This window comes from Pseudomonas khavaziana, assembly GCF_019145205.1.
In the GTDB taxonomy this organism is placed as follows: Bacteria; Pseudomonadota; Gammaproteobacteria; order Pseudomonadales; family Pseudomonadaceae; genus Aquipseudomonas; species Aquipseudomonas khavaziana.
The window spans coordinates 682279-705972 of record NZ_JAHSTT010000002.1 but is presented as its reverse complement, the minus strand read 5'-3'; the positions used below and the strand labels follow the sequence as shown (position 1 = coordinate 705972).

The 23694-nt window shown below is 60.3% G+C and carries 18 protein-coding genes and 1 tRNA gene; 12 read left to right on the top strand and 7 right to left on the bottom strand.

Translation table 11 applies throughout. From position 1 onward, the window contains the following. Positions 1-82 precede the first annotated feature (82 nt). The 11 genes from KVH01_RS07715 to pqqE all read left to right on the top strand — a co-directional run bounded on the left by KVH01_RS07715 (position 83) and on the right by pqqE (position 12930). Positions 83-3826 carry an EAL domain-containing protein gene (locus tag KVH01_RS07715; RefSeq protein ID WP_217880955.1) on the top strand — a complete coding sequence of 1248 codons (3744 nt, stop codon included), beginning with the start codon at positions 83-85 and terminating at the stop codon, positions 3824-3826. 15 nt (positions 3827-3841) lie between these two features. Next, positions 3842-3918 (top strand) — tRNA-Ile (locus KVH01_RS07710). A 111-nt stretch (positions 3919-4029) separates the two neighbouring features. Further along, positions 4030-4476: an Lrp/AsnC family transcriptional regulator gene (locus KVH01_RS07705; RefSeq protein ID WP_217880954.1), complete on the top strand. Its 447-nt coding sequence runs from the start codon at positions 4030-4032 to the stop codon at positions 4474-4476. 167 nt (positions 4477-4643) lie between these two features. After that, positions 4644-6326, top strand: coding sequence for a flavin monoamine oxidase family protein (locus KVH01_RS07700; RefSeq protein WP_043049753.1), 1683 nt, complete (start codon positions 4644-4646; stop codon positions 6324-6326). 10 nt (positions 6327-6336) lie between these two features. Then, positions 6337-7131 carry a carbon-nitrogen hydrolase family protein gene (locus KVH01_RS07695; protein WP_217880953.1) on the top strand — a complete coding sequence of 265 codons (795 nt, stop codon included), beginning with the start codon at positions 6337-6339 and terminating at the stop codon, positions 7129-7131. Positions 7132-7179: 48 nt separating this feature from the next. Next, positions 7180-9555 carry a pyrroloquinoline quinone biosynthesis protein PqqF gene (pqqF, locus tag KVH01_RS07690; RefSeq protein WP_217880952.1) on the top strand — a complete coding sequence of 792 codons (2376 nt, stop codon included), beginning with the start codon at positions 7180-7182 and terminating at the stop codon, positions 9553-9555. Positions 9556-9713: 158 nt separating this feature from the next. Next, positions 9714-9788: a pyrroloquinoline quinone precursor peptide PqqA gene (gene pqqA / locus KVH01_RS07685; protein ID WP_003194766.1), complete on the top strand. Its 75-nt coding sequence runs from the start codon at positions 9714-9716 to the stop codon at positions 9786-9788. Between the two features lie 71 nt (positions 9789-9859). Further along, a complete protein-coding gene (gene pqqB / locus KVH01_RS07680; RefSeq protein ID WP_217880951.1) occupies positions 9860-10771 on the top strand; it encodes a pyrroloquinoline quinone biosynthesis protein PqqB in 912 nt (303 codons plus the stop codon). 11 nt (positions 10772-10782) lie between these two features. Continuing rightward, the gene (gene pqqC / locus KVH01_RS07675; RefSeq protein WP_046069807.1) at positions 10783-11535 is read left to right on the top strand and encodes a pyrroloquinoline-quinone synthase PqqC; all 753 of its coding nucleotides are present in this window, start codon (positions 10783-10785) and stop codon (positions 11533-11535) included. Further along, positions 11532-11807: a pyrroloquinoline quinone biosynthesis peptide chaperone PqqD gene (gene pqqD / locus KVH01_RS07670; RefSeq protein WP_043049728.1), complete on the top strand. Its 276-nt coding sequence runs from the start codon at positions 11532-11534 to the stop codon at positions 11805-11807. The genes pqqC and pqqD overlap by 4 nt, the downstream gene beginning before the upstream one ends. Next, positions 11800-12930 (top strand): pyrroloquinoline quinone biosynthesis protein PqqE, encoded by a 1131-nt coding sequence (gene pqqE / locus KVH01_RS07665; protein WP_043049729.1) that lies wholly within the window; start codon positions 11800-11802, stop codon positions 12928-12930. The genes pqqD and pqqE overlap by 8 nt, the downstream gene beginning before the upstream one ends. A gap of 5 nt (positions 12931-12935) precedes the next feature. Here the strand turns inward: pqqE and KVH01_RS07660 are convergent, their stop codons facing one another. Both KVH01_RS07660 and KVH01_RS07655 read right to left on the bottom strand, forming a co-directional pair. Beyond that, positions 12936-13094: a YqaE/Pmp3 family membrane protein gene (locus KVH01_RS07660; RefSeq protein WP_003194776.1), complete on the bottom strand. Its 159-nt coding sequence runs from the start codon at positions 13092-13094 to the stop codon at positions 12936-12938. Positions 13095-13276: 182 nt separating this feature from the next. After that, complete coding sequence (locus tag KVH01_RS07655) at positions 13277-14545, bottom strand: aspartate aminotransferase family protein (protein WP_217880950.1); 1269 nt, start codon at positions 14543-14545, stop codon at positions 13277-13279. Between the two features lie 209 nt (positions 14546-14754). Between KVH01_RS07655 and KVH01_RS07650 the strand changes: the two genes are divergently transcribed. Next, a complete protein-coding gene (locus KVH01_RS07650; protein ID WP_217880949.1) occupies positions 14755-15654 on the top strand; it encodes a LysR family transcriptional regulator in 900 nt (299 codons plus the stop codon). Between the two features lie 226 nt (positions 15655-15880). Here the strand turns inward: KVH01_RS07650 and KVH01_RS07645 are convergent, their stop codons facing one another. The 5 genes from KVH01_RS07645 to KVH01_RS07625 form a co-directional block, all read right to left on the bottom strand. Next, positions 15881-17659 (bottom strand): acyl-CoA dehydrogenase C-terminal domain-containing protein, encoded by a 1779-nt coding sequence (locus tag KVH01_RS07645; protein WP_217880948.1) that lies wholly within the window; start codon positions 17657-17659, stop codon positions 15881-15883. 119 nt (positions 17660-17778) lie between these two features. Continuing rightward, on the bottom strand, positions 17779-19551 hold the full coding sequence (locus KVH01_RS07640) for an acyl-CoA dehydrogenase C-terminal domain-containing protein (RefSeq protein WP_217880947.1): 1773 nt from the start codon (positions 19549-19551) through the stop codon (positions 17779-17781). A 90-nt stretch (positions 19552-19641) separates the two neighbouring features. Further along, positions 19642-20931, bottom strand: coding sequence for a GGDEF domain-containing protein (locus KVH01_RS07635; protein ID WP_217880946.1), 1290 nt, complete (start codon positions 20929-20931; stop codon positions 19642-19644). Positions 20932-21248: 317 nt separating this feature from the next. Beyond that, a complete protein-coding gene (locus KVH01_RS07630; protein ID WP_043049735.1) occupies positions 21249-23054 on the bottom strand; it encodes a phenylacyl-CoA dehydrogenase in 1806 nt (601 codons plus the stop codon). Between the two features lie 318 nt (positions 23055-23372). Next, positions 23373-23654 (bottom strand): hypothetical protein, encoded by a 282-nt coding sequence (locus KVH01_RS07625; RefSeq protein WP_044271747.1) that lies wholly within the window; start codon positions 23652-23654, stop codon positions 23373-23375. Between the last annotated feature and the right edge of the window lie 40 nt (positions 23655-23694).

Sequence of the window (23694 nt, the reverse complement as noted above, 5' to 3'; positions counted from 1 at the left end):
ATAGATAAAATTTTTTGCAACGCCCCTCCTCTGAAATGCCCGTCTACACTCGAATCATTCCCCGTGCCATAACGAGACCGTTATGCCCAGATTGCCGACCGTGTTACTACTGTCGCTGCTGACCTGGACCGCAACGGCTGGCGCGTTGACTCTTACGGATGATGAGCGTAGCTGGTTGACGGACCATCAGGAGCTGCGCCTTGGCGTGGACGCGTCCTGGCCCCCCTTCGAGTACCGTGATGAAAACAGCCGTTACCAGGGCCTGGCCGCTGATTATGTACGCCTGATCCAGGACCGCCTGGGCGTGCGGATCAAGCTGGTCGAGCCAGCCAACTGGACCGCAGTGCTTGAACAAGCCCAAAGCAACCAGATCGACCTGCTACCGGGCATCATGTCCACCCCGGAGCGCCAAAGCTTCCTGGCCTTCACACGTCCCTACCTTGACTTCCCCATTGTCATCCTTGCCCATGAAGGTGGCGCGAAACCACGCAACCTCAAGGATTTGTACGGCCTGAAAATTGCCGTAGTGGAAAACTACGCGCCCCATGAGTTGCTGCGTACCCACCATCCGGACCTGAATCTCGTCGCAATGCCCAACGTCAGCTCGACGCTGCAAGCCCTGGCCACCGATGAAGTGGATGCGGTAGTCGGCGACCTGGCCTCCAGTGTCTGGAGCCTGCGCCAACTCAAACTCGATGGTTTGTACGTAAGTGGTGAAACGCCCTACCGCTACCAACTGGCGATGGGCGTCCCACGGGCTGAAAAAATACTGGTGGGCATCCTGGACAAAGTCCTCGCCGACCTCAGCCCAGCCGAAACCGAAGCGATCCAGCAACACTGGGTCGGCAGCTTCACGGATCACCGCACACTCTGGGCGGACCTGCTGACATACGGTCTGCCAACGGTATTGCTACTGAGCACCGTGTTGGCAGTAGTGATTCGGATCAACCGCCGGCTCAGCTCGGAAATCTCCCGTCGGGTCGCCCTTGAGCAAGAACTGCGTAGCAGCGAATACCACTATCGTGGCCTGGTGGAAAGCTTGTCTGCCATTGCCTGGGAAGCGAGCATCAGCGATTTCACCTACAGCTATGTGTCACCCCATGCCGAAGACCTGCTCGGCTATCCCCGCGCCCATTGGCTGATTCCCGGATTCTGGCGCAATATTATCCATCCCGCCGACCTGACCCGAGCCGAGGCGTATTGCTACAGGGAAACCCGTGCCAACCGCGATCATAGCGTCGACTACCGAGTGATTACCGCTGATGGCCGCTGCCTGTGGGTTCGCGATATCGTCAGCCTGATCGAACATGGCCATGAGCCGGTGCTACGTGGCTTGATGATCGACATCAGTGAAGCCAAACGCACCGAGGAAGCCCTGCAACTGTCCGAGCAGAAGTTTGCCTCAGTGTTTCAGCAATGTCCGGACATCCTGGTGATTGCGCGGCTGTCCGATGGCTGCTTGCTGGAGGTCAATAAGGCATTCGAGGACCAGATTGGCCTGAGCGCCAACGAGGTCATAGGCAAAACCGCTACTGAACTGAATATATGGGGCATTCAAGGGGTAGAACCGGACTTGCTGCACCGGGTGCAGACCACCAGTATCCGCAATCTGGAAATGCAATTTCACCGCAGCAACGGCCAGGCATTTACCGGGCTGATCTCGGCTGAGCCCTTCCAACTCGATACCACCGAAGCGCTGGTAGTGGTGGTGCGCGACATCACTCAACTCAAGGAAACCCAACAGCGGCTGCAAACCTCCGAAGAGAAATTTGCCAAGGCGTTCCATGCCTCCCCTGATGGCCTGCTGCTGAGCCGCCAGAGCGATGGACTGCTGATTGAGGTAAACGAAGGTTTCAGCCACCTGACCGGCTTCACCAGCGCCACTTCACTTGATCAGTCAACTTTGGACCTGGGTATCTGGGTCGACCTCAACGAACGTAAACAGCTGCTGGAGTTAATGCGACGCGACGGCTTTGTCCGCGATTTCATCTGCCGTATTCGTCGCGCCGACGGCCAGATTCGTCTCTGCGAGGTGTCCAGCCGCCCTCTACCGATCGGCGACGACGATTGCATGCTGACCATCGCCCGGGACATCACCGAACGCCAGTTAATGCAGGAAAAATTGCAACAAGCCGCCACGGTCTTCGAAAGCACCGCCGAAGGCGTCTTGATCACCGACACCCGCCAGAACATCAGCGCCGTCAATCGCGCCTTCAGTGAGATTACCGGCTACAGCGAGGCCGAAGCCCTCGGCCATACCCCGCGCCTGCTCGCCTCCGGCCTGCATGACAGCGCTTTCTATGCGGCCATGTGGCACCAACTGACGGCCCACGGCCACTGGCAAGGTGAGATCTCCAACCGCCGCAAAAACGGCGAGGTGTATCCAAGTTGGCTGACCATCAGCGCCGTGCGTAACCACGACCAATTGATCACACATTTCGTGGCCGTGTTTGCTGACATTTCCAGCCTCAAGCTGGCCCAGGCGCGCCTGGATTATCAGGCCCACCATGATCCGCTGACCGGCCTGCCCAACCGCACCCTGTTCGAGAGTCGGCTGCAGGCCGCCCTCAACGGCCAACAGGAAAGCGGCAAACAGGGAGCGGTGTTGTTTCTCGACCTCGACCGCTTCAAACACATCAATGACAGCCTGGGCCACCCGATAGGCGACCTGCTGCTCAAAGACATCGCCGTACGCCTCAAGGAGCAACTGCGTGACGTGGACACCGTGGCCCGCCTGGGTGGCGATGAATTCATCATCCTGCTTCCCGGTTTGCAACAGGCCAGCGATGCCCAGCACCTTGCGAATAAACTGCTCGATTGCTTTACACCGCCGTTCCAGGCCGCAGAGCACGAGTTCTTTATCAGCGCCAGTATCGGCACCAGCCTGTATCCACAGGACGGCACCGACGTCGCCACCCTGGTCAAAAACGCCGATGCCGCGATGTACCGCTCCAAAGCCAAGGGCCGCAACCGGGTCGAACACTACACCCGCGACCTGACCGCCCAGGCCAATGAACGCGTAGCGCTGGAACACGAGCTGCGTCGCGCCATCGAACGTGACGAATTGAGCCTGTATTACCAACCCAAGCGCAGCCTGGTGACCCAGGAACTGATCGGCGCCGAAGCGTTGATACGCTGGCACCACCCGACCTTGGGCGAAGTCCCGCCTGAACACTTCATTGCCCTGGCCGAAGAGAACGGCATGATCCTGCAGATTGGCGACTGGGTACTTGAACAGGCCTGCCGCCAGCTGCATGTATGGCAACAGGCTTTCGACGATTTCGGTCCACTGTCGGTCAATCTTGCTGGCGCTCAATTGCGGCACCCCAAGCTGCTGTCACGCATCGAACAGTTGCTGCACGATTACCGCCTGGAACCCGGCTGCCTGCAGCTGGAGATCACCGAAAACTTCATCATGAGCCAGGCCGAAGAAGCCCTGGGGGTGCTGCATCAACTCAAGCGCCTGGGCGTCCAATTGGCAATCGACGATTTCGGCACCGGTTATTCTTCCCTCAGCTACCTCAAGCGCCTGCCCCTGGACTTCCTCAAGATCGACCAATCCTTCGTCCGCGGCCTGCCCGATGACCCACACGACGTCGCCATCGTGCGCGCCATCATCGCCCTCGGCCACAGCATGCAATTCACCATCATCGCCGAAGGTGTGGAGAACACTGCACAGCAAGCCTTCCTCGCCGCAGAAGGGTGTGAACAGATGCAAGGCTACATCGTCAGCCTGCCCCTGCCACCGGCGCTTTTTGCCGCAAACTTCCTTCGTACAAGGCAGGAGGATTTTTCGGATGGCACACTGAAGAAACCATCGTTATAATCCGCGGCCTACTGAGGGCCTATAGCTCAGTTGGTTAGAGCAGGGGACTCATAATCCCTTGGTCGTAGGTTCGAGTCCTACTGGGCCCACCAAACAAGAAAGCCGCGCATTGCGCGGCTTTTGCGTGTCTGGCGTCGCGGTTCTTTCAGCCGGACCAAGCCTGTACCATGCTTGCTCATTGCCGTCCGCACTGGAGCCTCCCCTTGTCCCCCCTAGACGAAATCGACCGCCAGCTCATCGCCGCCTTGCAGCTCAACGCTCGCGAAAGCGTGGCCATGCTCGCCCGCCAGTTGGGCATTGCGCGCACCACGGTGACGTCGCGCCTGGCGCGCCTGGAGAAAACTCAGGTGATCACCGGGTATGGCGTGCGCCTGGGCCAACGCGTTGCAGATGGGGGGTTACAGGCTTATGTGGGGATTACCGTACAACCGCGTTCCGGCAAGGAGGTGCTGCGCAGGCTGAGTGCCATGGCGCAAGTACAGCAGTTGTGCGCGGTGAGTGGCGAGTTCGATTATGTGGCCTGGCTGCGCACCGATTCGCCGGAGCAGTTGGATCAACTGCTCGACCAGATCGGTACTGTCGACGGTGTGGAAAAAACCACCACCTCGATCATCCTCAGCAACAAACTGGATCGCGGCCAACCAATCTGACCACTGGATTCGTCACATTGACAAAAATCAGTGCAATCCGACGACACATTGCGTCTTATTAACGAACGCAACGCTCCCTAAACTGGCTGCCATCTTTTCCTATACTCAACGGGCCATATCCCGCCGAGCCGTCAGTAAGGTCAGCCATGAGCATTCCGTCCAGCACCATCAGCAAGACCAATCGCCACCCCGCAGACGGCAAGAAACCCATCACCATTTTTGGCCCGGATTTCCCGTTTGCCTTTGATGACTGGATCGAACACCCCGCCGGGCTGGGCAGTATTCCCGCCGCCCACCATGGCGCCGAGGTGGCGATCGTGGGGGCCGGTATCGCTGGCCTGGTTGCAGCCTACGAGCTGATGAAGCTGGGCCTCAAGCCGGTGGTGTATGAAGCCTCGAAGATGGGTGGGCGTTTGCGCTCCCAGGCGTTTGAAGGCGCCGAGGGCATCATCGCCGAGCTGGGTGGCATGCGTTTTCCCGTGTCGTCCACCGCGTTCTACCATTACGTGGACAAGCTGGGCCTGGAGACCAAACCCTTTCCCAACCCACTGACCCCGGCGTCCGGCAGTACCGTGATCGATCTGGAAGGCCAGACCCACTACGCGCAAAAACTCTCGGATTTGCCGGCTCTGTTCCAGGAAGTGGCCGATGCCTGGGCCGATGCCCTGGAAGCCGGCTCGCAGTTCGGCGACATCCAGCAGGCGATCCGCGACCGCGATGTACCGCGCCTCAAGGCTCTGTGGAACAAACTGGTGCCGCTGTGGGATGACCGTACCTTCTACGACTTCGTTGCTACCTCCAAGGCCTTCGCCAAATTGTCGTTCCATCATCGCGAGGTGTTTGGCCAGGTCGGCTTCGGCACGGGTGGCTGGGACTCGGACTTCCCCAACTCCATGCTGGAAATCTTCCGTGTGGTGATGACCAATTGCGATGACCATCAACACCTGGTCGTCGGCGGCGTGGCGCAAGTGCCCATGGGCATCTGGCGCCACGTGCCGGAACGCTGCGCCCACTGGCCCGCCGGCACCAGCCTCAGCTCGCTGCATAGAGGCGCACCAAGGGCAGGCGTGAAACGCATTGCCCACGCCGCCGACGGTCGCTTCGCCGTCACCGACAACTACGGCGACACCCGTGAATATGCCGCGGTATTAACCACCTGCCAGAGCTGGTTGCTGACCACCCAGATCGAATGCGACGAAACCCTGTTCTCGCAAAAAATGTGGATGGCCCTGGACCGCACGCGCTACATGCAGTCATCGAAAACCTTTGTGATGGTCGACCGCCCATTCTGGAAAGACAAAGACCCGCAAACCGGTCGCGACCTGATGAGCATGACCCTCACCGATCGCCTGACCCGCGGCACCTATCTGTTCGATAACGGTGACGACAAACCGGGCGTGATCTGCCTGTCCTACTCGTGGATGAGCGATGCGCTGAAAATGCTGCCCCAGCCTATCGATAAGCGCGTCAAACTGGCCCTCGACGCGTTGAATAAGATCTACCCGAAAGTCGATATCAAGGCACGCATCATCGGCGACCCGATTACCGTTTCCTGGGAAGCCGACCCGCATTTCCTCGGCGCGTTCAAGGGAGCCCTGCCCGGTCACTATCGCTACAACCAGCGCATGTATGCGCACTTCATGCAGAAGGACATGCCCGCCGAACAACGGGGGATCTTCATCGCCGGCGATGATGTTTCCTGGACCCCGGCCTGGGTGGAAGGCGCGGTACAGACCTCGCTCAATGCGGTCTGGGGCATCATGACCCACTTCGGTGGCAGCACCCACCCAGAGAACCCGGGGCCAGGTGATGTGTTCGATGAAATCGGGCCAATCGCCCTCGCCGAGTAAGGAGTTGACCATGCGTGTCGCCCTGTACCAATGCCCGCCGCTGCCGCTGGATGTGGCCGCCAACCTCCAGCGTCTGCACCAGGTGGCCCATGAAGCGTGCGACGCCGATGTGCTGGTGCTGCCGGAGATGTTTCTCAGCGGCTATAACATCGGCGCCGAAGCCGTTGGTGCCCTCGCTGAGGCGCAGGATGGCCCGTCGGCACAAGCGATTGCCGAACTGGCGCAGAGTGCCGGGCTGGCGATTCTATACGGCTACCCGGAGCGGGCCGAAGATGGCCAGGTCTACAACGCCGTGCAGTTGATCGACGCCCAGGGCAAGCGCTTGTGCAACTACCGCAAGACCCACCTGTTTGGCGACCTCGATCACTCGATGTTCAGTGCCGGTCCGGATGATTTTCCCGTGGTGGAATTGAACGGGTGGAAGGTAGGCATGCTGATCTGCTACGACCTTGAGTTTCCGGAAAATACCCGGCGCCTGGCCATGGCCGGTGCCGAACTGATCCTGGTGCCCACTGCCAACATGGTGCCGTTCGACTTTGTCGCCGACGTCACTGTGCGTGCACGAGCCTTCGAAAACCAATGTTTCGTGGCCTATGCCAATTACTGCGGGCATGAAGGCGACATTCAGTACTGCGGGCAAAGCAGCATTGCCGCGCCGGATGGCCAGCGACTCGCCCAGGCCGGCCTGGATGAAGCATTGATTGCCGGCACGCTGGATCGTCAATCGATCCTCGACGCCCGCGCCGCCAATCACTACCTGCACGACCGTCGCCCGGAACTCTACGGCGCACTGCACAAGCCCTGACCCGGTGGGTTTGCTAGCATAGGCACTTCCCATGCCTCGGAAGTGCCCATGCCTGCGCCGGTTCACCCTCACCCCATCCACCTGACCCTGGCCAATGGCCTGCGGGTTGCCCTGCGTCATGCGCCGCGCCTGAAACGTTGCGCCGCGGTTTTACGGGTGGCTGCTGGCAGTCATGACGTGCCATTGGCCTGGCCGGGGCTGGCGCATTTTCTTGAGCATCTGCTCTTTCTCGGTACCGAGCGCTTTCCGGCGGGCGAAGGGCTGATGGCCTATGTGCAACGCCACGGTGGACAGGTCAACGCCAGCACCCGTGAGCGCACCACTGATTTCTTCTTCGAATTGCCGGTTTCGACCTTTGCAGATGGGCTGGCACGCTTGGCGGATATGCTGGCCCATCCACGTTTGACACTCGATGATCAACGGCGTGAGCGCGAAGTGCTGGAGGCGGAGTTTGTGGCCTGGTCCCAGGATGCCCAGGCTCAACTACAAGTGGCATTGATGAAGGGACTGGCGGCGGATCATCCGCTACGAGGTTTTCACGCCGGCAACCGCGACAGCCTGCCGGTGGAAAGTGACGCCTTCCAGCACGCCCTGCGCGACTTCCACGGGCATTTTTATCAAAGTGGGCAGATGACCTTGAGCCTCGCTGGCCCGCAATCGCTGGCAGACCTGCAAGCCTTGGCCCAGCAATTCAGTGACGAACTGACCCCGGGGCCACTGCATCCGCAAGCCGCTCCCCCCGCCTTGATGCACGGCCCAGCACACAGCTATCAACACATTGCCAATCAGCACCTGCATCAGATCATCACCTGTAACGCCCCACGTGAAGCGCTGGAGTTCCTCTGCACCTGGCTCAACGCTTCGGCACCAGGCGGGTTGCTCGCGCAGCTCAAAGCACGACAACTGGCCACCGCAGTGCACGCGTCCGTGCTGTATCAGTTCGCGGGCCAAGCGGTGCTGGATATCGACTTCGCCCTCGATACCAGGAATGAATCGGCCACGCAGATTGAAGCGTTGCTGTACGACTGGCTGAGTTTTTTCGCACGCAGCGACTGGACAGCCTTACGCGAAGAGTTCGCCTTGCTCAACGCTCGTCAACAACAGGTCCAAGGCGCCCTGGCATTGGCTCGCAACGACACCGAAGACCTTTCGGAGCAAGGCGTCACAGCCCTCAAGGCCATGCTCGACGGGCTGCACCTGCCCGCCGCTGAGCACAACTGGCAGCTGCCACCGATCAACCCCCTGCTGCGTCCGTCGGCCAAGGAAGAACGCGCCGGCTTGATCCGTGGCCAAACCAGCGCCCACCGTGGCTTGCGTAGCTTTGCCCAGGATCGCTCACGGGGTCGCAGGGAGCTAACGGCGCTGATATTCAGCCAGGCCTTGGCGGATGACACCGACGAAGGCGCGTTGTACCTGCACTGGCGGTTTGACGCTGGCGTCCCCACCGGGCTCGAACCCGCGCTGCAGCCGTTGCGCGAACATGCTCGCCAGGCGGGCGTCGAGTTGTCTTGCGAAACCATTGCCAATGATTGGCTGGTGAAAATGCATGGTCTTCACGAACCGATGCCGGCGGTGCTCGAAGAACTGGCACGTTGCCTGAACAGGTGCGATGAACCGCTATCCCCGCCCGAACCTGTGCCGCTGATCGCCATTCGTGAATTGCTCAAGGCGTTGCCTGCTTGCTGCGCCGGGGTGCAGCCCGAGCCCTTGGAAGCACAAGCGTTGTGGTCTGGCGCACGCTGGCAGGGGCTGGGCTCTGGCCTAGCCACCGCGAGTCAAGCGGCAATCAAAATCGCAGCCGCCCATTTGCCAGGGCAGCCGGCGAACATCCCGTATACACCTCAGCCAATCGACGGCCAACACCTCTGGCACGAGGTCAACACCGACTCCAGCGAAGCCGCCTTGTTGCTGTTTTGCCCAACGCCGAGTCTATCGCTGGCCGATGAAGCCACATGGCGGTTACTCGGACATGTGCTCCAAGTGCCGTTCTATCAGCGTTTTCGAGTCGAACTGCAAATCGGCTACGCCGTGTTCAGTGGTATCCGACAAATCAACGGGCAAACCGGCCTGTTGTTTGGCGTGCAATCGCCCAGCACGTCCCTGGACGGGATTGTCGAGCAACTGCATACCTTCCTGGGGCAACTGCCGTCCTTGATCGAACGCAGTCCAGTCTTGGGCAACCAGGCCCTGGCGCAGCAGTTCACCGCCCAGGCACTGCCCGTCAGCCAAGCCGCCGACTTGCTTTGGCACGCGCACCGGGCGGGTCATTCGTCGGGATACCTGGATCAACTTCATCATCTGATTCAAAGCCGCACACGCGAGGACTTGCAACGCGCAGCCCAGCAGCTCAATAACGCTGCTGGCGGCTGGCGCTGCGTGGCGAACGGGCCGCATGTCAACGATGATTGGCAAGCTGCGCAATGATCATTGCCAACCCTGCAACAGGCTTTTTCCACCCAGACAGCGCTAACTTGAAAAGAATTGCGTAATATTCCCTGGCAATATCTGAACATCTCCAATGGGAGGTGGACTATATGTATTACTTGGTAGTGAACGTCCCATCCCTTGATAGGAGTAAGAATATGACCTGGTCCAAACCTGCTTACACTGATCTGCGTATCGGTTTCGAAGTCACCATGTACTTCGCCAGCCGTTGATTGGCTGAGTAATACAACGCCTCGGTTCGCCCGAGGCGTTTTTGTTTTGAGCTTTGCCTGATGGAGCGATCATGTTTGTCCAGATTCTAGGTTCCGCCGCCGGCGGTGGCTTCCCGCAGTGGAACTGCAACTGCGTGAACTGCGCAGGTTTTCGCGATGGCAGCCTGCGGGCCCATGCGCGCACCCAGTCGTCCATCGCGATCTCCGACGATGGCGTGAATTGGGTACTGTGCAATGCGTCGCCGGACATCCGTGCGCAACTCCAGGGTTTTGCGCCCATGCAACCCGGCCGCGCCCTGCGCGACACCGGCATCAGCGCGATCATCCTGATGGACAGCCAGATCGACCACACCACCGGCCTATTGAGCCTGCGCGAAGGCTGCCCACACCAAGTGTGGTGCACCGACATGGTCCATGAAGACCTGAGCACCGGCTTCCCGTTGTTCACCATGCTGACCCACTGGAACGGCGGCCTGGCCTGGAACCGCATCGAGCTGGACGCCAGCTTCACCATCCCGGCCTGTCCCAACCTGCGTTTCACCCCGCTGCCGTTGCGTAGCGCTGCACCGCCCTACTCGCCGCACCGCTTCGACCCACACCCAGGCGACAATATCGGCCTGATCGTCGAAGACCTGCGCACCGGCGGCAAGCTCTTCTACGCCCCGGGGCTGGGCAAGGTCGACGCACCGCTGCTGGACATAATGGCCCGCAGCGATTGCCTGTTGGTGGACGGCACAATGTGGGATGACGATGAAATGCAGCGCCGCGGCGTCGGCACCCGCACCGGACGCGAGATGGGCCACCTGGCACAGAACGGCCCTGGTGGCATGCTGGAAGTGCTGGAGCAGTTGCCCAAGCAGCGCAAGGTGCTTATCCACATCAACAACACCAACCCGATCCTCGATGAAGACTCTCCCGAGCGAGCCGAGCTGGTGCGGCGCAATGTCGAAGTGGCTTACGACGGCATGAGCATTGAATTGTAGGAGCGACCGAAGTGACTGATACAGCATTGACCACGGCTGAATTCGAAGCAGCCCTGCGGGCCAAGGGCGCCTTCTACCATATCCATCACCCCTATCATGTGGCGATGTACGAAGGCCGCGCCACCCGCGAGCAAATCCAGGGCTGGGTCGCCAACCGCTTCTACTATCAGGTCAATATCCCGCTGAAGGACGCCGCGATCCTGGCCAATTGCCCGGACCGGGAGATCCGCCGCGAGTGGATCCAACGCCTGCTTGACCACGACGGCGCCCCCGGTGAAGACGGCGGTATCGAAGCCTGGCTGCGCCTGGGCCAAGCCGTGGGCCTCGACCCGGACCAACTGCGCTCCCAGGAACTGGTGCTGCCCGGCGTACGCTTTGCGGTGGACGCCTACGTCAACTTCGCCCGCCGCGCCAGCTGGCAGGAAGCCGCCAGCAGTTCACTGACTGAGCTGTTTGCACCACAGATCCACCAGTCGCGCCTCGACAGTTGGCCGCAGCATTACCCCTGGATCGACCCGGCCGGCTACGAATACTTCCGCACCCGCCTGGGCCAGGCCCGTCGCGACGTGGAACACGGCCTGGCGATTACCCTGCAGCACTACACCACCCGTGAGGGCCAGGAACGGATGCTGGAGATCCTGCAGTTCAAACTGGACATCCTGTGGAGCATGCTCGATGCCATGAGCATGGCCTACGAACTCAAACGCCCGCCCTATCACAGCGTGACCGAGCAGCGGGTCTGGCATAAAGGGATCACCCTATGAACTTTGATCGCAGCAAGAAACCGACCTGGCGCCAGGGCTATCGCTACCAGTACGAACCCGCGCAGAAAGGCCACGTGTTGCTCTACCCTGAAGGCATGATCAAGCTCAACGATAGCGCCGCATTGATCGGTGGCTTGATCGACGGCGAGCGCGACGTGGCAGCGATCATCGCCGAGCTGGATAAGCAATTCCCCGGTGTGCCTGAGCTCGGTGAAGATATCGAGCAATTCATGGAGGTCGCCCGTGCTGAGCACTGGATCACCCTTGCCTGAAAAACCAGAGGTCGGCTTACCGCTGTGGTTGCTGGCCGAGCTGACTTACCGCTGCCCGTTGCAGTGCCCGTATTGCTCCAACCCGCTGGATTTTGCCGAGCAGGGCAAGGAGCTGAGCACCGAGCAATGGATCAAGGTGTTTCGCGAAGCCCGCGAGATGGGCGCCGCGCAGCTGGGTTTCTCCGGCGGTGAGCCGCTGGTGCGACAGGACTTGGCCGAGCTGATCGCTGAAGCCCGCAAGCTGGGCTTCTACACCAACTTGATCACCTCCGGCATTGGCTTGACCGAGCAAAAGATCAGCGACTTCAAGAAAGCCGGTCTGGATCACATCCAGATCAGCTTCCAGGCCAGCGACGAACAGGTGAACAACCTGCTGGCCGGTTCGAAAAAGGCCTTCGCGCAAAAGCTGGAAATGGCCCGTGCGGTGAAAGCCCATGGCTACCCTATGGTGCTGAACTTTGTTACCCACCGGCACAACATCGACAAGATCGACCGCATCATCGAGCTGTGCATTGCGCTGGAGGCAGATTTTGTCGAACTCGCCACTTGCCAGTTCTATGGCTGGGCCCAGCTCAACCGCGTGGGCTTGTTGCCGACCCGGGAACAACTGGTGCGCGCCGAACGCATCACCAACGAATACCGCGCCAAGCTGGAAGCCGAAGGGCACCCGTGCAAGCTGATCTTCGTGACGCCAGACTATTACGAGGAACGCCCGAAAGCCTGCATGAACGGCTGGGGCAGCATCTTTCTGACCGTGACACCGGACGGCACTGCCCTGCCCTGTCACGGCGCCCGACAGATGCCGGTGCAATTTCCCAATGTGCGCGACCACAGCATGCAGCACATCTGGTACGACTCGTTTGGCTTCAACCGCTTTCGTGGCTACGACTGGATGCCCGAGCCGTGCCGTTCATGCGATGAAAAGGAAAAGGACTTCGGCGGCTGCCGTTGCCAGGCCTTCATGCTGACCGGGGACGCCAGCAATGCCGACCCCGTGTGCAGCAAGTCCGAGCAGCACGGCATCATCCTTCAGGCGCGGGAAGAAGCCGAACACGCCACCCAGACCATCGAGCAACTGGCCTTTCGCAATGAGCGCAACTCACGGCTCATTGCAAAAGGCTGAGGGCCTCAGCGCTTGGCGATGATGTACACCGCGTGAATGATGCCGGGAAAGTAACCGCACAGGGTCAGCAGGATATTCAGCCAGAAGGCACCGCCGAAACCTACTTGCAGGAACACACCCAGTGGCGGCAGCAGAATGGCGATGATGATACGAATGATGTCCATGGGTCAGCTCCATAAAATCGGCTCGTGTGAGCCGTGTAGCTAATCGACCTTGGGGGTTCGTGAGGGTTCAGTGGGATCTGGCACTGCGCCATCCTTTATTGAGCAGACAAAAAAACGCCCCCAGCCAAAAGAATCAGGCTGGAGGCGCCGCGTATGCCGCGAGACGGTTCTGAAATACAGGCTTAAACGGCAATGCCCCTGCGACATTGCAGTTGGGCAGTGCGCACCCGTGAAAAGGCGCGGGCCAGGCGTTGGAGCATTTCGTCGATATTGTTTTTGCTGACGGTCAGGGCCGGGGTGAAGCGCAGGCAGTCGGGCTGTGGAGCGTTGAGGATAAGTCCCTCCTGCAAGGCGGCTTTTACCACCGCATCCGCAGAATCATCCGATAACGTAAGCCCCCACATCAGGCCATTTCCGCGCAATGGGCCGTGGCCGTAGCGATAGGCCAGGCGGGCGAGACCTTCGCCCAGGTAGCAACCCGACTCGCGTACATGCTCTAAGAAGCCGTACTCCAGCACTGTATCCGTCACGGCCACACCGGCCGAAGCCATCAGCGCATTGCCATGGTGGGAGCCGCCCAATTCCCCCACATCCAAGCAACAGGCTTTGCCCCGCGCCAGCAGCGCCGCCAATGGCACACCGCCGCCCAGGCCTTTGCCCAGGACGATGATGTCGGCGCGTACGTCGTACTGTTGTTCGGCGAGCACAGTGCCGCAACGGCCGATACCGGTTTGCACTTCGTCGAGGATCAGCAGGATCCCCAGTTCGCGACACAGCCGCTCGACGCCCTTGAGGTAGTGCTCGGTCGCAGGGATCACACCGGCTTCGCTCTGAATCGGCTCCAGCATGATGGCTACCGTCTGGGCATCTACGGCGGCATGCAAAGCGGGTAGGTCGTTGAAAGAGACGTGGCTGAACCCTGGCAGTTGTGGTTCGAAGCGGTTGCCCAGCGTGCCGGCCGAAGCCGCCAGCGCCGCGAAGCCGCGACCATGGCAACCGTTGGCCGCGCTGATAATCCGATGGGCACCGCCGCGATGCAGCTGCCCCCATTTGCGCGCCAGCTTGATCGCCGCCTCGCAGGCTTCAGCGCCGCTGTTGAGCAGGTAAGCCTGATCGCTGCCGGTATGCCGGCAAAGACGCTCGACGAGATTGAGTTGGGCACGATTGTGCAGGCCAGTGCCGGGGTTGATCAGCGCCTGGGTTTGCTCGGCCAGGGCTTTGATCAACACCTGCGGGCTATGACCGAGACTGTTGGCAGCATTGCCTTGGCTGAAATCCAGGTAGGCACGCTCATCGCTGTCCCACAGCCAGGAGCCTTGGCCACGCACGAATACTTGAGGCGGGCGCGCCACGGTGGGCATGAGGGATTCAGTGGAACGGTTGTCGTGCGGCGGATCCAGGATCAGATCGTCAAGGCTCGGCGCTGGCCGACGCATGTTGAACAGGTTCACACGTCAGCCCCGATGGCAACCGGACTTTGGTCGGCACACCCTGACCAACCCACCTGGAGATTTTTTGCCTTGCCTATGCAAACGCTGTCAACACAAACGCTATTCATTGTCCGATCCGGCCCTGTAAGCCCTGCGAATAGGCGCTAGACTAGGCGTCTACAGGGCCAGCCGCCATTTCGATTTTCCAGCATTTTCGATAAGCAAATCTTATGGATTTCAAGCAACTGCGTTATTTCGTCGCGGTGTATGAAGAAGGCCACGTAGGCCGTGCCGCGGAGCGCCTGTCGATCTCTCAGCCAGCCTTGTCGCAACAGATTCGCCAACTGGAGCAGAACCTCGATGTGAGCCTGTTCGAGCGCAGCAGCAAGCGCCTGTTACCGACGCTGGCGGCGCACACCCTATACAACCATGCATTGCCGCTCATTGATGGCATGCAGCAAGCCGTCGAGGCGCTGCGCAACTTCAAGGGCCAGGCCATGCGCACCCTGGCCATCGGCGTGCTGCAAACCGTGCACACCAGCCTGGTGCCGCAGATGCTCGAGCGCGTGCGCAAGGCCCAGCCCCATCTGGTGGTGCAGATCTACGAATTGACCGGGCTTGAGATCGAGCGCCGATTGCTCAACGGCGCGCTCGACATTGGCATCAGCTACCTGCCGCCACGTCAGCCGGGCCTGCACGGCGTGTTGCTGTATGAAGATGAGTTGAAGGTGGTGATTCCCGAAGACCATCCGTTGCGCGAATTCAAGAAAGTCTCGTTGAAACAGGCAGCCGAACTGCCGATGTTGCTGCTGGGGGAGGAGTTTCAAGTCAGGCAGATCTGGCAGGGCCAGTTGGCCAACCTGGGACGGCGCCCGCAGGTGCAGGCCGAACTCAATACCATGGTGGGCATTCTCGACAGCCTGCCTCACACCCGGCTGGCGACGGTACTGCCGGGCCGCTCCCAGGACGAACACAACAGCAAGGCGCTGCTGTGGAAACCGTTGAGTGAACCCAGGGTGGCGCTGAAGGTAGGCTTGGTATGCCGCGATGTGCAGCGCCAGCAGGCGACGATGGCGTTGCTGCGCACCTTGCTCGAAGATGTGATGAATGCCCCGCAGGCAAGTGCCTGACTTTTTCGCGGGCAAAAGAAAACCCCGCCGAAGCGGGGCTTTGCAGACTGTTTCCCTGACATCCATTTCACTCCGCCGTCCTGGCAGAATCCTACGTGTCCGTGTTGTTGCTTTGCGCTTCCTGCGCGACGTCCATGTGAAGTAGATTAGCCGTGGATCCAATTTGGCGATAGAGGACGAATAGCAGCACGTCATGTAAGAGAATGCTTACATGCCCTCCTCGCCCTTAAAACAAGGCCTCATCCATCAGGAACAACGATTCGCTACCGGCTTTTACCGACGCACTCAACGAGTGGATACGCGGTAACAAGCGGGCGAAGTAGAAGCGTGCGGTGCCCAGTTTGCTGGCGTAGAACGCTTCCTCGTTCTCCTTGCCCAACGCGGCCTTGGCCATGCGCGCCCACATGTAGGCGTAGGCCATGTAGCCGAACGCATGCAGGTACTCCACCGACGCCGCACCGATTTCATTCGGGTTGTGCTTGGCGCGATCCAGCACCCAGGCCGTCAATTCATCCAGGTTATCCACCGCAGCGCTGAGCGGCTTGGTGAACTCGGCCAACTCTGGGCCCGACTCAGCGATGAACTGGCGGATCTCATCGGCGAACAGGGTGTAGAAAGCACCGCCGCTGCCGACGATCTTGCGGCCCATCAAGTCCAGGGCCTGAATGCCATTGGTGCCTTCGTAGATCTGGGTGATGCGCACGTCACGCACCAACTGCTCCTGGCCCCACTCGCGAATGTAGCCATGGCCGCCGAATACTTGCTGGCCGAGCACGGTAGTTTCCAGGCCCAGGTCGGTGAGGAAGGCCTTGGCAACGGGGGTCAGCAATGCCACCAGGTTATCCGCGCGCTCCCGAGCAGCTGCATCGTCACTGAACTTGGCGATGTCCAACTGCGTCGCCACATAAGTGGAGAACGCCCGACCGCCTTCGTTTGCTGCCTTCATGGTCAGCAGCATGCGGCGTACATCCGGATGCACGATGATCGGGTCTGCCACTTTGTCCTTGGCCTGTGCCCCCAGTGGGGAGCGGCTCTGCAAGCGGTCGCGGGCATATTCAATCGCGTTCTGATAGGAACGCTCGCCGGAGGCCAAGCCCTGGATCCCCACCCCCAGGCGCTCATAGTTCATCATGGTGAACATCGCCGCCAGGCCGCGGTTGGGCTCACCCACCAGGTAACCCACCGCCTCGTCGAAATTCATCACGCAGGTCGCGGACGCCTGAATCCCCATCTTGTGTTCAATCGAACCACAGGTTACCGGGTTACGCGCGCCCAGGCTGCCATCGGCATTGACCAGGAACTTCGGCACCAGAAACAACGAGATGCCCTTGGGCCCGGCCGGTGCATCCGGCAGCTTGGCCAGCACCAGGTGGATGATGTTTTCGGTCAGATCGTGTTCGCCACCGGTGATGAAAATCTTGGTGCCGCTGACTTTGTAGGAGCCGTCTGCCTGAGGCTCGGCCTTGGTGCGGATCATTCCCAGGTCGGTGCCGGCATGGGCTTCGGTCAAGCACATGGAACCGGCCCACTCACCGGAATACATCTTCGGCAGGTAGGCTGCCTTGAGCGCTTCACTGGCGTGGGTGTTGATCGATACACAGGCGCCGGAAGTCAGCATCGGGTACAGGCCGAATGCCAGGCTCGACGAGTTGATCATTTCTTCGACCTGCGCCGACACCGCCTTGGGCATGCCCATGCCGCCATAGGTCGGGTCGCCGCCCACTCCCACCCAACCGCCTTCGGCATAGGTGCTGTAGGCCTGGGGGAAGCCGTCCGGGGTGCTGACTGCGCTGTCCTTCCAGTGGCAGCCTTGCTCATCGCCGCCGCGGCTGAGGGGGGCGATGGATTTGGCGGTGACTTTGCCGGCTTCTTCGAGGATCGCCTCAACGGTTTCGGCATCAACGCTGTCTGCCAACGCCGGCAACTGGGACCAAGTCTTGGCGACCTCAAAAACTTCGTTGAGGACGAAGCGCATATCACGCAACGGCGCTTTGTAATCAGCCATGGCAAACCTCGTGAGAACGTGAAAAGTGATTCGATAGGATCGGTTTTACAAGCTCCGAGTGTACCCGAACAACTTTTCAGACACATAGGGTCCACTTGTGACCGACAGGTATTTTTAAGTCACTCCAGCTGGAATGCCGCCCCGGAAAGACTCATCAGGCATTCGCTGCCCGCTTCCACGGCGGCGCGGTGGGTGGTGGTACGCGGCAGTAGACGCTTGAAGTAGAAATCGCACGTGGCCAGCTTGGCCTGGGTGAACGCGGCGTCGTCCTGAGACTGGGCGGCAATCGCCATGCGCAACCACAGGTAAGCCAGGATGATATAGCCGCTGTACATCAGGTAATCCATCGCCGCGGCGCCCACTTCGTCAGGATTTTTCATCGCCGCCATCCCGACTTTGGTGGTCAACTCACCCCACTCCTGATTGAGCTGATTGAGCCGCGCCACATGCGCTTTCAATTGCGGATGCTCGGCCTGCGCCCCACAGAACTTATGCACGATCTTGGTAAACCCGCGCAGCAGTTTGCCTTGGCTACCCAGCACTTTGCGCCCCAGCAAATCGAGGGCCTGGATACCGTTGGTGCCTTCATAGATCGGCGCAATCCGCGCATCGCGTGCCAGTTGCTCCATGCCCCACTCACGAATATAGCCATGGCCGCCAAATACCTGCATGCCATGGTTGGTCACCTCCAGACCGGTTTCGGTCATGAAAGCCTTGCAGATCGGCGTAAGGAAGGCCAACAAGTCTTCGGCCTCCTGGCGATGGCCGGCGTCGCTGCCCAGATGAGCAGTATCGAGCAGTTGCGCGGTAAAGTAGGTCAGTGCGCGGTTGCCCTCGTTAAAGGCTTTCATGGTCAGCAGCATGCGGCGTACATCAGCATGCACGATAATCGGGTCAGCAGCTTTCTCCGGGGCTTTGGCGCCGGTCAGCGAGCGCATTTGCAGGCGCTCACTGGCATATTTGATCGCGCCCTGGAAACTTGCTTCACCATTGCACAGGCCCTGCATGCCGGTGCCCAGGCGGGCGTGGTTCATCATGGTGAACATGCAATTGAGGCCCTTGTTCGCCTCGCCAATCAAAAATCCCTTGGCGCCATCGAAATTCAGCACGCACGTGGCCGAAGCCTTGATGCCCATCTTGTGTTCGATGGAGCCGCAGTGCACTGCGTTGCGCTCACCCGAGCCCGCATGGAACTTGGGCACGATAAACAGCGAAATTCCCTTGGTACCCGCAGGCGCATCCGGCAACTTGGCCAACACCAGGTGGATGATATTGGCGCTCATGTCGTGCTCACCGGCCGAGATGAAGATCTTGCTGCCGGTGATTGCATAACCCCCATCGGCCTGGGGCACGGCGCGGGTCTTGATCAGGCCCAGGTCGGTGCCGCAGTGGGCTTCGGTCAGGCACATAGTGCCGGTCCATTCGCCAGCGGTGAGCTTGGTCAGGTAGGTAGCTTTCTGTTCGTCGGTACCGTGGGCGTGGATAGCCGACATGGCGCCGTGGGTCAGGCCCGGGTACATGCCCCAAGAGGTATTGCTGGAACCGATCATCTCGCTCAACACCAGGCCCAGGGAATGGGGCAAGCCCTGGCCGCCGTAGGCCGGGTCCGCCGCCACGCCGTGCCAGCCGCCTGCCACGTATTGGGCGAAGGCTTCCTTGAAGCCCTTGGGTGTGGTCACCACGCCATTGTCGAAATGGCAGCCCTCTTCATCGCCACTGCGGTTGAGTGGCGCGAGCACGTTTTCGCAGAACTTCGCGCCTTCCTCAAGGATCGCACTGACCATGTCCGGGCTGGCGTCCGTTGCGCCCAGGGCCGCGTAATGGCCGTGGAAATCGAACACGTTGTCGATCAGAAAGCGCATGTCGCGCAAGGGAGCTTTGTACTCAGGCATGGCAATGTCTCCGGCAGCAGATGCTTCCAAGCTACTGCTGGCACCGCCTGTGGACAATCACTGTAGCGCTGCTGAATACAGCGCCATTACTCAACCGGCAGCGCTTTGCATGCGTACCGCGCCACGTCGGGTTCGGCCGGCCGCGACCACACAGTTACGCCCCGCGCCCTTGGCGGCGTACAACGCCTGGTCGGCGGACTTGAGCACTTCCTCGGGGCTGCGCTGATCGGCCTGGCGCTCGGCCACACCGATGCTGACCGTCACCGACACACTGGATGCGCCGCTACCCGCACGCCGCTGGCGGCCTTGATGGTCGTCATGGGGGCGGTCCGGGTTGCGCAACTTGATAGCGTAGCCGGCGATGATCTCGCGGATCTCCTCCAGATGCGGCACGCATTCATCCAGGGTCTTGCCGGCAAACACCACGGCAAACTCTTCACCGCCATACCGGTAGGCTCGCCCGCCGCCGCTGACCTTGGACAACTTGCTCGCCACCAGACGCAACACCTGGTCTCCCACGTCATGGCCATGGGTGTCGTTGAAACGCTTGAAGTGGTCCACATCGCTCATCGCCAGCACATAGTTGCGCCCCAGCCGCTGCATGCGCTCGTTGAGGGCCCGTCGCCCGGGCAAGCCGGTCAGCTCGTCGCGAAATGCCATTTGATAGGCCTCATGGGCCACACCGGCGGCGATCATCAGCATCACCTGGCTGCACATGATGTTAAGGGTGAATGGCAGGATGAAGGTTTGCGGCAACATCCAGAACATCCCCAGCAACCCCACCAGTTGCGCGGCGTGCAGCGGGCGCGGCTGGTACCAGTACTGTGCGGCCAGGGTGATGAAGCCGATCAGGAACATGGGGTATGACAGTTGGATCAGGCTCATCCAGGCGCCATGCAGCACCGGCCAGCGAATCTCCGCCAGCCAGCCCAGCAAGGCCTGGGGGAAGCTTTGCTCCAGCGCCAGCGCCACACTGCCCACCGCCAGCAGAACCGCGCAGCGGGCGACGAAGTCACGGAACAGATGGGTCTTTTCTTGCCACAGCGCATAGATGCTGAACAGCAATGGCAACAGCAGGCAGCACAGATGGAACACCACGGCAGCGTCTTCACGCACGCGGCCATTGTCGCGGTAGAAATCGGTCTGGGTATCCAGCAGAAAATAGGCGACGTACACCGTGACCATCAGGAACAGTTCACGCTGGCGTCGATACACCGCGCAATAGGCGCCGCCGAGCAGCAGGACCAGGGTGGGCAGCACGTTGAACAGCGAGGTGAAGAAGACGCTCAGGTCCTTGACGTACGCAGCCGAGAGCCCGGCCAGCAACAGCAGCAGCGAAGGGAGGAAATGGCTGAAACGTACAGCGGAGACGCGTGACAAGGGTAAAGCTCCGACCCGCTAACAAATAATGGCACTGTGCCTCCAATCGATCAGTAAAGCACAACCGACCGACCATGTATCACATTGCCATCACTGTAACGGCAGCGGGTTGCAATCCCTGAGTGCATCACTGCGGTTTTTTATGCACGCCTTCTGTAGGAGCGAGCTTGCTCGCGAAGATCCCATAGGCACCGCGCTTATCCAGAATGCCCGCGTTATCGTTAACGACCTTCGCGAGCAAGCTCGCTCCTACACAAGTGCAAAAAAACCGCCGCGTCCCGAAGGAGGCGGCGGTTTTTTAAAGAGCCCGGTAAGGCTTAGTAAGCCAGGCCGAAGTCTTCTTCTTTCATGTCCATCAGGTTGCTGGCGCCCGACAGCATGGTCGCCACGTGGGTGCGGGTACGCGGCAGGATGCGCTGGAAGTAGAAGCGTGCGGTCTGCAACTTGGCAGTGTAGAACGCTTCTTCGGTGGTGCCGGCAGCCAGCTTCTCGGCGGCCAGGCGTGCCATGTCGGCCCAGAAGTAAGCCAGGCACGCATAACCGGAATACATCAGGTAGTCCACCGAGGCGGCACCGACTTCTTCACGGTCTTTCATCGCAGCCATACCGACCTTCATGGTCAACTCGCCCCACTCTTTGTTCAACGCCGCCAGCGGAGCAACGAACTCTTTGACAGCCTCGTTACCTTCGTTGGCCTGGCAGAACTTGTGCACGATCTTGGTGAAGCCCTTGAGCGCTTCGCCCTGGGTCATCAGCACTTTACGGCCGAGCAAGTCCAGGGCCTGGATGCCGGTGGTGCCTTCGTACAGCATCGAAATGCGGCTGTCGCGAACGTTCTGCTCCATGCCCCACTCGGCGATAAAGCCGTGGCCGCCGTAGATCTGCACGCCGTGGTTGGCCGATTCAAAACCGACTTCAGTCATGAACGCCTTGGCGATTGGAGTCATGAACGCCAGCAAGCCGTCGGCCTGTTTCTTGGCTTCGTCGTCGGTGCCGTACTTGACGATATCCACTTGCTTGGCGGTGAAGTACACCATCGCACGATTGCCTTCGGCGAAGGCTTTCATGGTCAGCAGCATGCGGCGCACGTCAGGGTGCACGATGATCGGGTCGGCGGCTTTGTCCGGCGCTTTCGGGCCAGTCAGGGAGCGCATCTGCAAGCGATCACGGGCATATTTCAAGCCGCCCTGGAAGCCGATCTCGGCGTGGGACAGGCCCTGCAGCGCAGTCCCCAGGCGAGCGGTGTTCATGAAGGTGAACATGCAGTTCAGGCCTTTGTTCGCCGGGCCGATCAGGAAACCGGTGGCCGCGTCGAAATTCATCACGCAGGTGGCGTTGCCGTGGATGCCCATCTTGTGTTCCAGGGAGCCACAGGTCACGGCATTGCGTTCACCCACTGAACCATCGGCGTTGGGCAGGAACTTGGGCACGATAAACAGCGAGATACCCTTAGTGCCGGCCGGTGCATCCGGCAGGCGGGCCAGTACGATGTGGACGATGTTGTCGGCCATGTCGTGTTCACCGGCCGAGATGAAGATCTTGGTACCGGAGACTTTGTAGGAACCGTCGGCCTGAGGCTCGGCCTTGGTGCGCAACATGCCCAGGTCGGTGCCGCAGTGCGGCTCGGTCAGGCACATGGTGCCGGTCCATTCGCCCGACACCAGTTTGGTCAGGTAAGCCTCTTGCTGCTCAGGGGTGCCGTGCTCGGAAATGGTGTTCATCGCACCGTGGGAGAGCCCTGGGTACATGCCCCACGACCAGTTGGCGGCCCCCACCATTTCGCTCACCGCCAGGCCCAGGGATTCCGGCAGACCTTGGCCGCCGTGCTCCACATCGTGGGCCAGGCTTGGCCAGCCGCCTTCGACGAATTGCTTGTAGGCTTCTTTAAAGCCAGTAGGGGTTTTGACGCCTGACTCACTCCACGTACACCCTTCGATGTCGCCCACGCGGTTCAACGGTGCCAGTACTTGCTCACAGAACTTGGCGCCTTCTTCGAGGATGGCGTCAACCATGTCCGGGGTAGCGTCCTGGCACGCCGGCAGGCTCTGATAGTGCGCTTCATAACCGAGCAGTTCGTCACGAACGAAGCGAATATCACGCAAGGGGGCCTTGTAGTCAGGCATAGCGATAAACCTCTGCTGATGTATCTGGGATGAACAACCGCGTGGATTTGTTATGGCGGTCAAACAGGTGTTTGAAACATACGTTTACGACCTAGGGTTGTCAAGCATCGGTCAGCTGCCGTTTGTCTTGACGCGGGTCAGCGTCAGGCACGCTAAGGCCTGCGGCGGGATGCCACACAGAACTTTTAGGAAAGATGAAGTTTTTTGTAGGAGCGAGCTTGCTCGCGAAGGACATCAGCACACCGTGCTAGTCCAGGCGGTACGCGTTATCGTTGGCGTTTTTCGCGAGCAAGCTCGCTCCTACAGGGTGGGACGGGATCAGGCGTAGGTATCGATCAAGGTACCGAGCATTTCATCCGAAGCCTTGGCGACTTTCGCCCCCAGCTCGACTTGAAACTTGCCCTGGGCCATTTCCACCATGTTGCTTGCCGAGTTGGACGCTTGGGCGCGGTCATTGGCTTGCAGACGGTCGCTTTGCGCGGCCGATGGCTGGGTGGTCGCGGCGCTGGCAATCTTGCCGGCCGCCTGGTCGACACGGTTCTGCCCGGTCTGAATGCTGCTCAGGCCCGAATAAAACGCGCTGCTTCCAGAGATGTCCATGGCGTAAGCCTGCCTTTGAGAAAATCGTGAAGCCCGATTG

Bases quoted from the DNA above. Each gene is read 5' to 3' on its own strand.
- KVH01_RS07660 (WP_003194776.1), bottom strand. From the start codon at position 13,094: ATGGACATCATTCGTATCATCATCGCCATTCTGCTGCCGCCACTGGGT.
- KVH01_RS07630 (WP_043049735.1), bottom strand. From the start codon at position 23,054: ATGCCTGACTACAAGGCCCCCTTGCGTGATATTCGCTTCGTTCGTGAC.
- KVH01_RS07695 (WP_217880953.1), top strand. From the start codon at position 6,337: ATGCGTGTCGCCCTGTACCAATGCCCGCCGCTGCCGCTGGATGTGGCC.
- KVH01_RS07625 (WP_044271747.1), bottom strand. From the start codon at position 23,654: ATGGACATCTCTGGAAGCAGCGCGTTTTATTCGGGCCTGAGCAGCATT.
- KVH01_RS07715 (WP_217880955.1), top strand. From the start codon at position 83: ATGCCCAGATTGCCGACCGTGTTACTACTGTCGCTGCTGACCTGGACC.
- KVH01_RS07650 (WP_217880949.1), top strand. From the start codon at position 14,755: ATGGATTTCAAGCAACTGCGTTATTTCGTCGCGGTGTATGAAGAAGGC.
- pqqB (WP_217880951.1), top strand. From the start codon at position 9,860: ATGTTTGTCCAGATTCTAGGTTCCGCCGCCGGCGGTGGCTTCCCGCAG.
- KVH01_RS07640 (WP_217880947.1), bottom strand. From the start codon at position 19,551: ATGCCTGAGTACAAAGCTCCCTTGCGCGACATGCGCTTTCTGATCGAC.
- pqqF (WP_217880952.1), top strand. From the start codon at position 7,180: ATGCCTGCGCCGGTTCACCCTCACCCCATCCACCTGACCCTGGCCAAT.
- KVH01_RS07645 (WP_217880948.1), bottom strand. From the start codon at position 17,659: ATGGCTGATTACAAAGCGCCGTTGCGTGATATGCGCTTCGTCCTCAAC.
- pqqD (WP_043049728.1), top strand. From the start codon at position 11,532: ATGAACTTTGATCGCAGCAAGAAACCGACCTGGCGCCAGGGCTATCGC.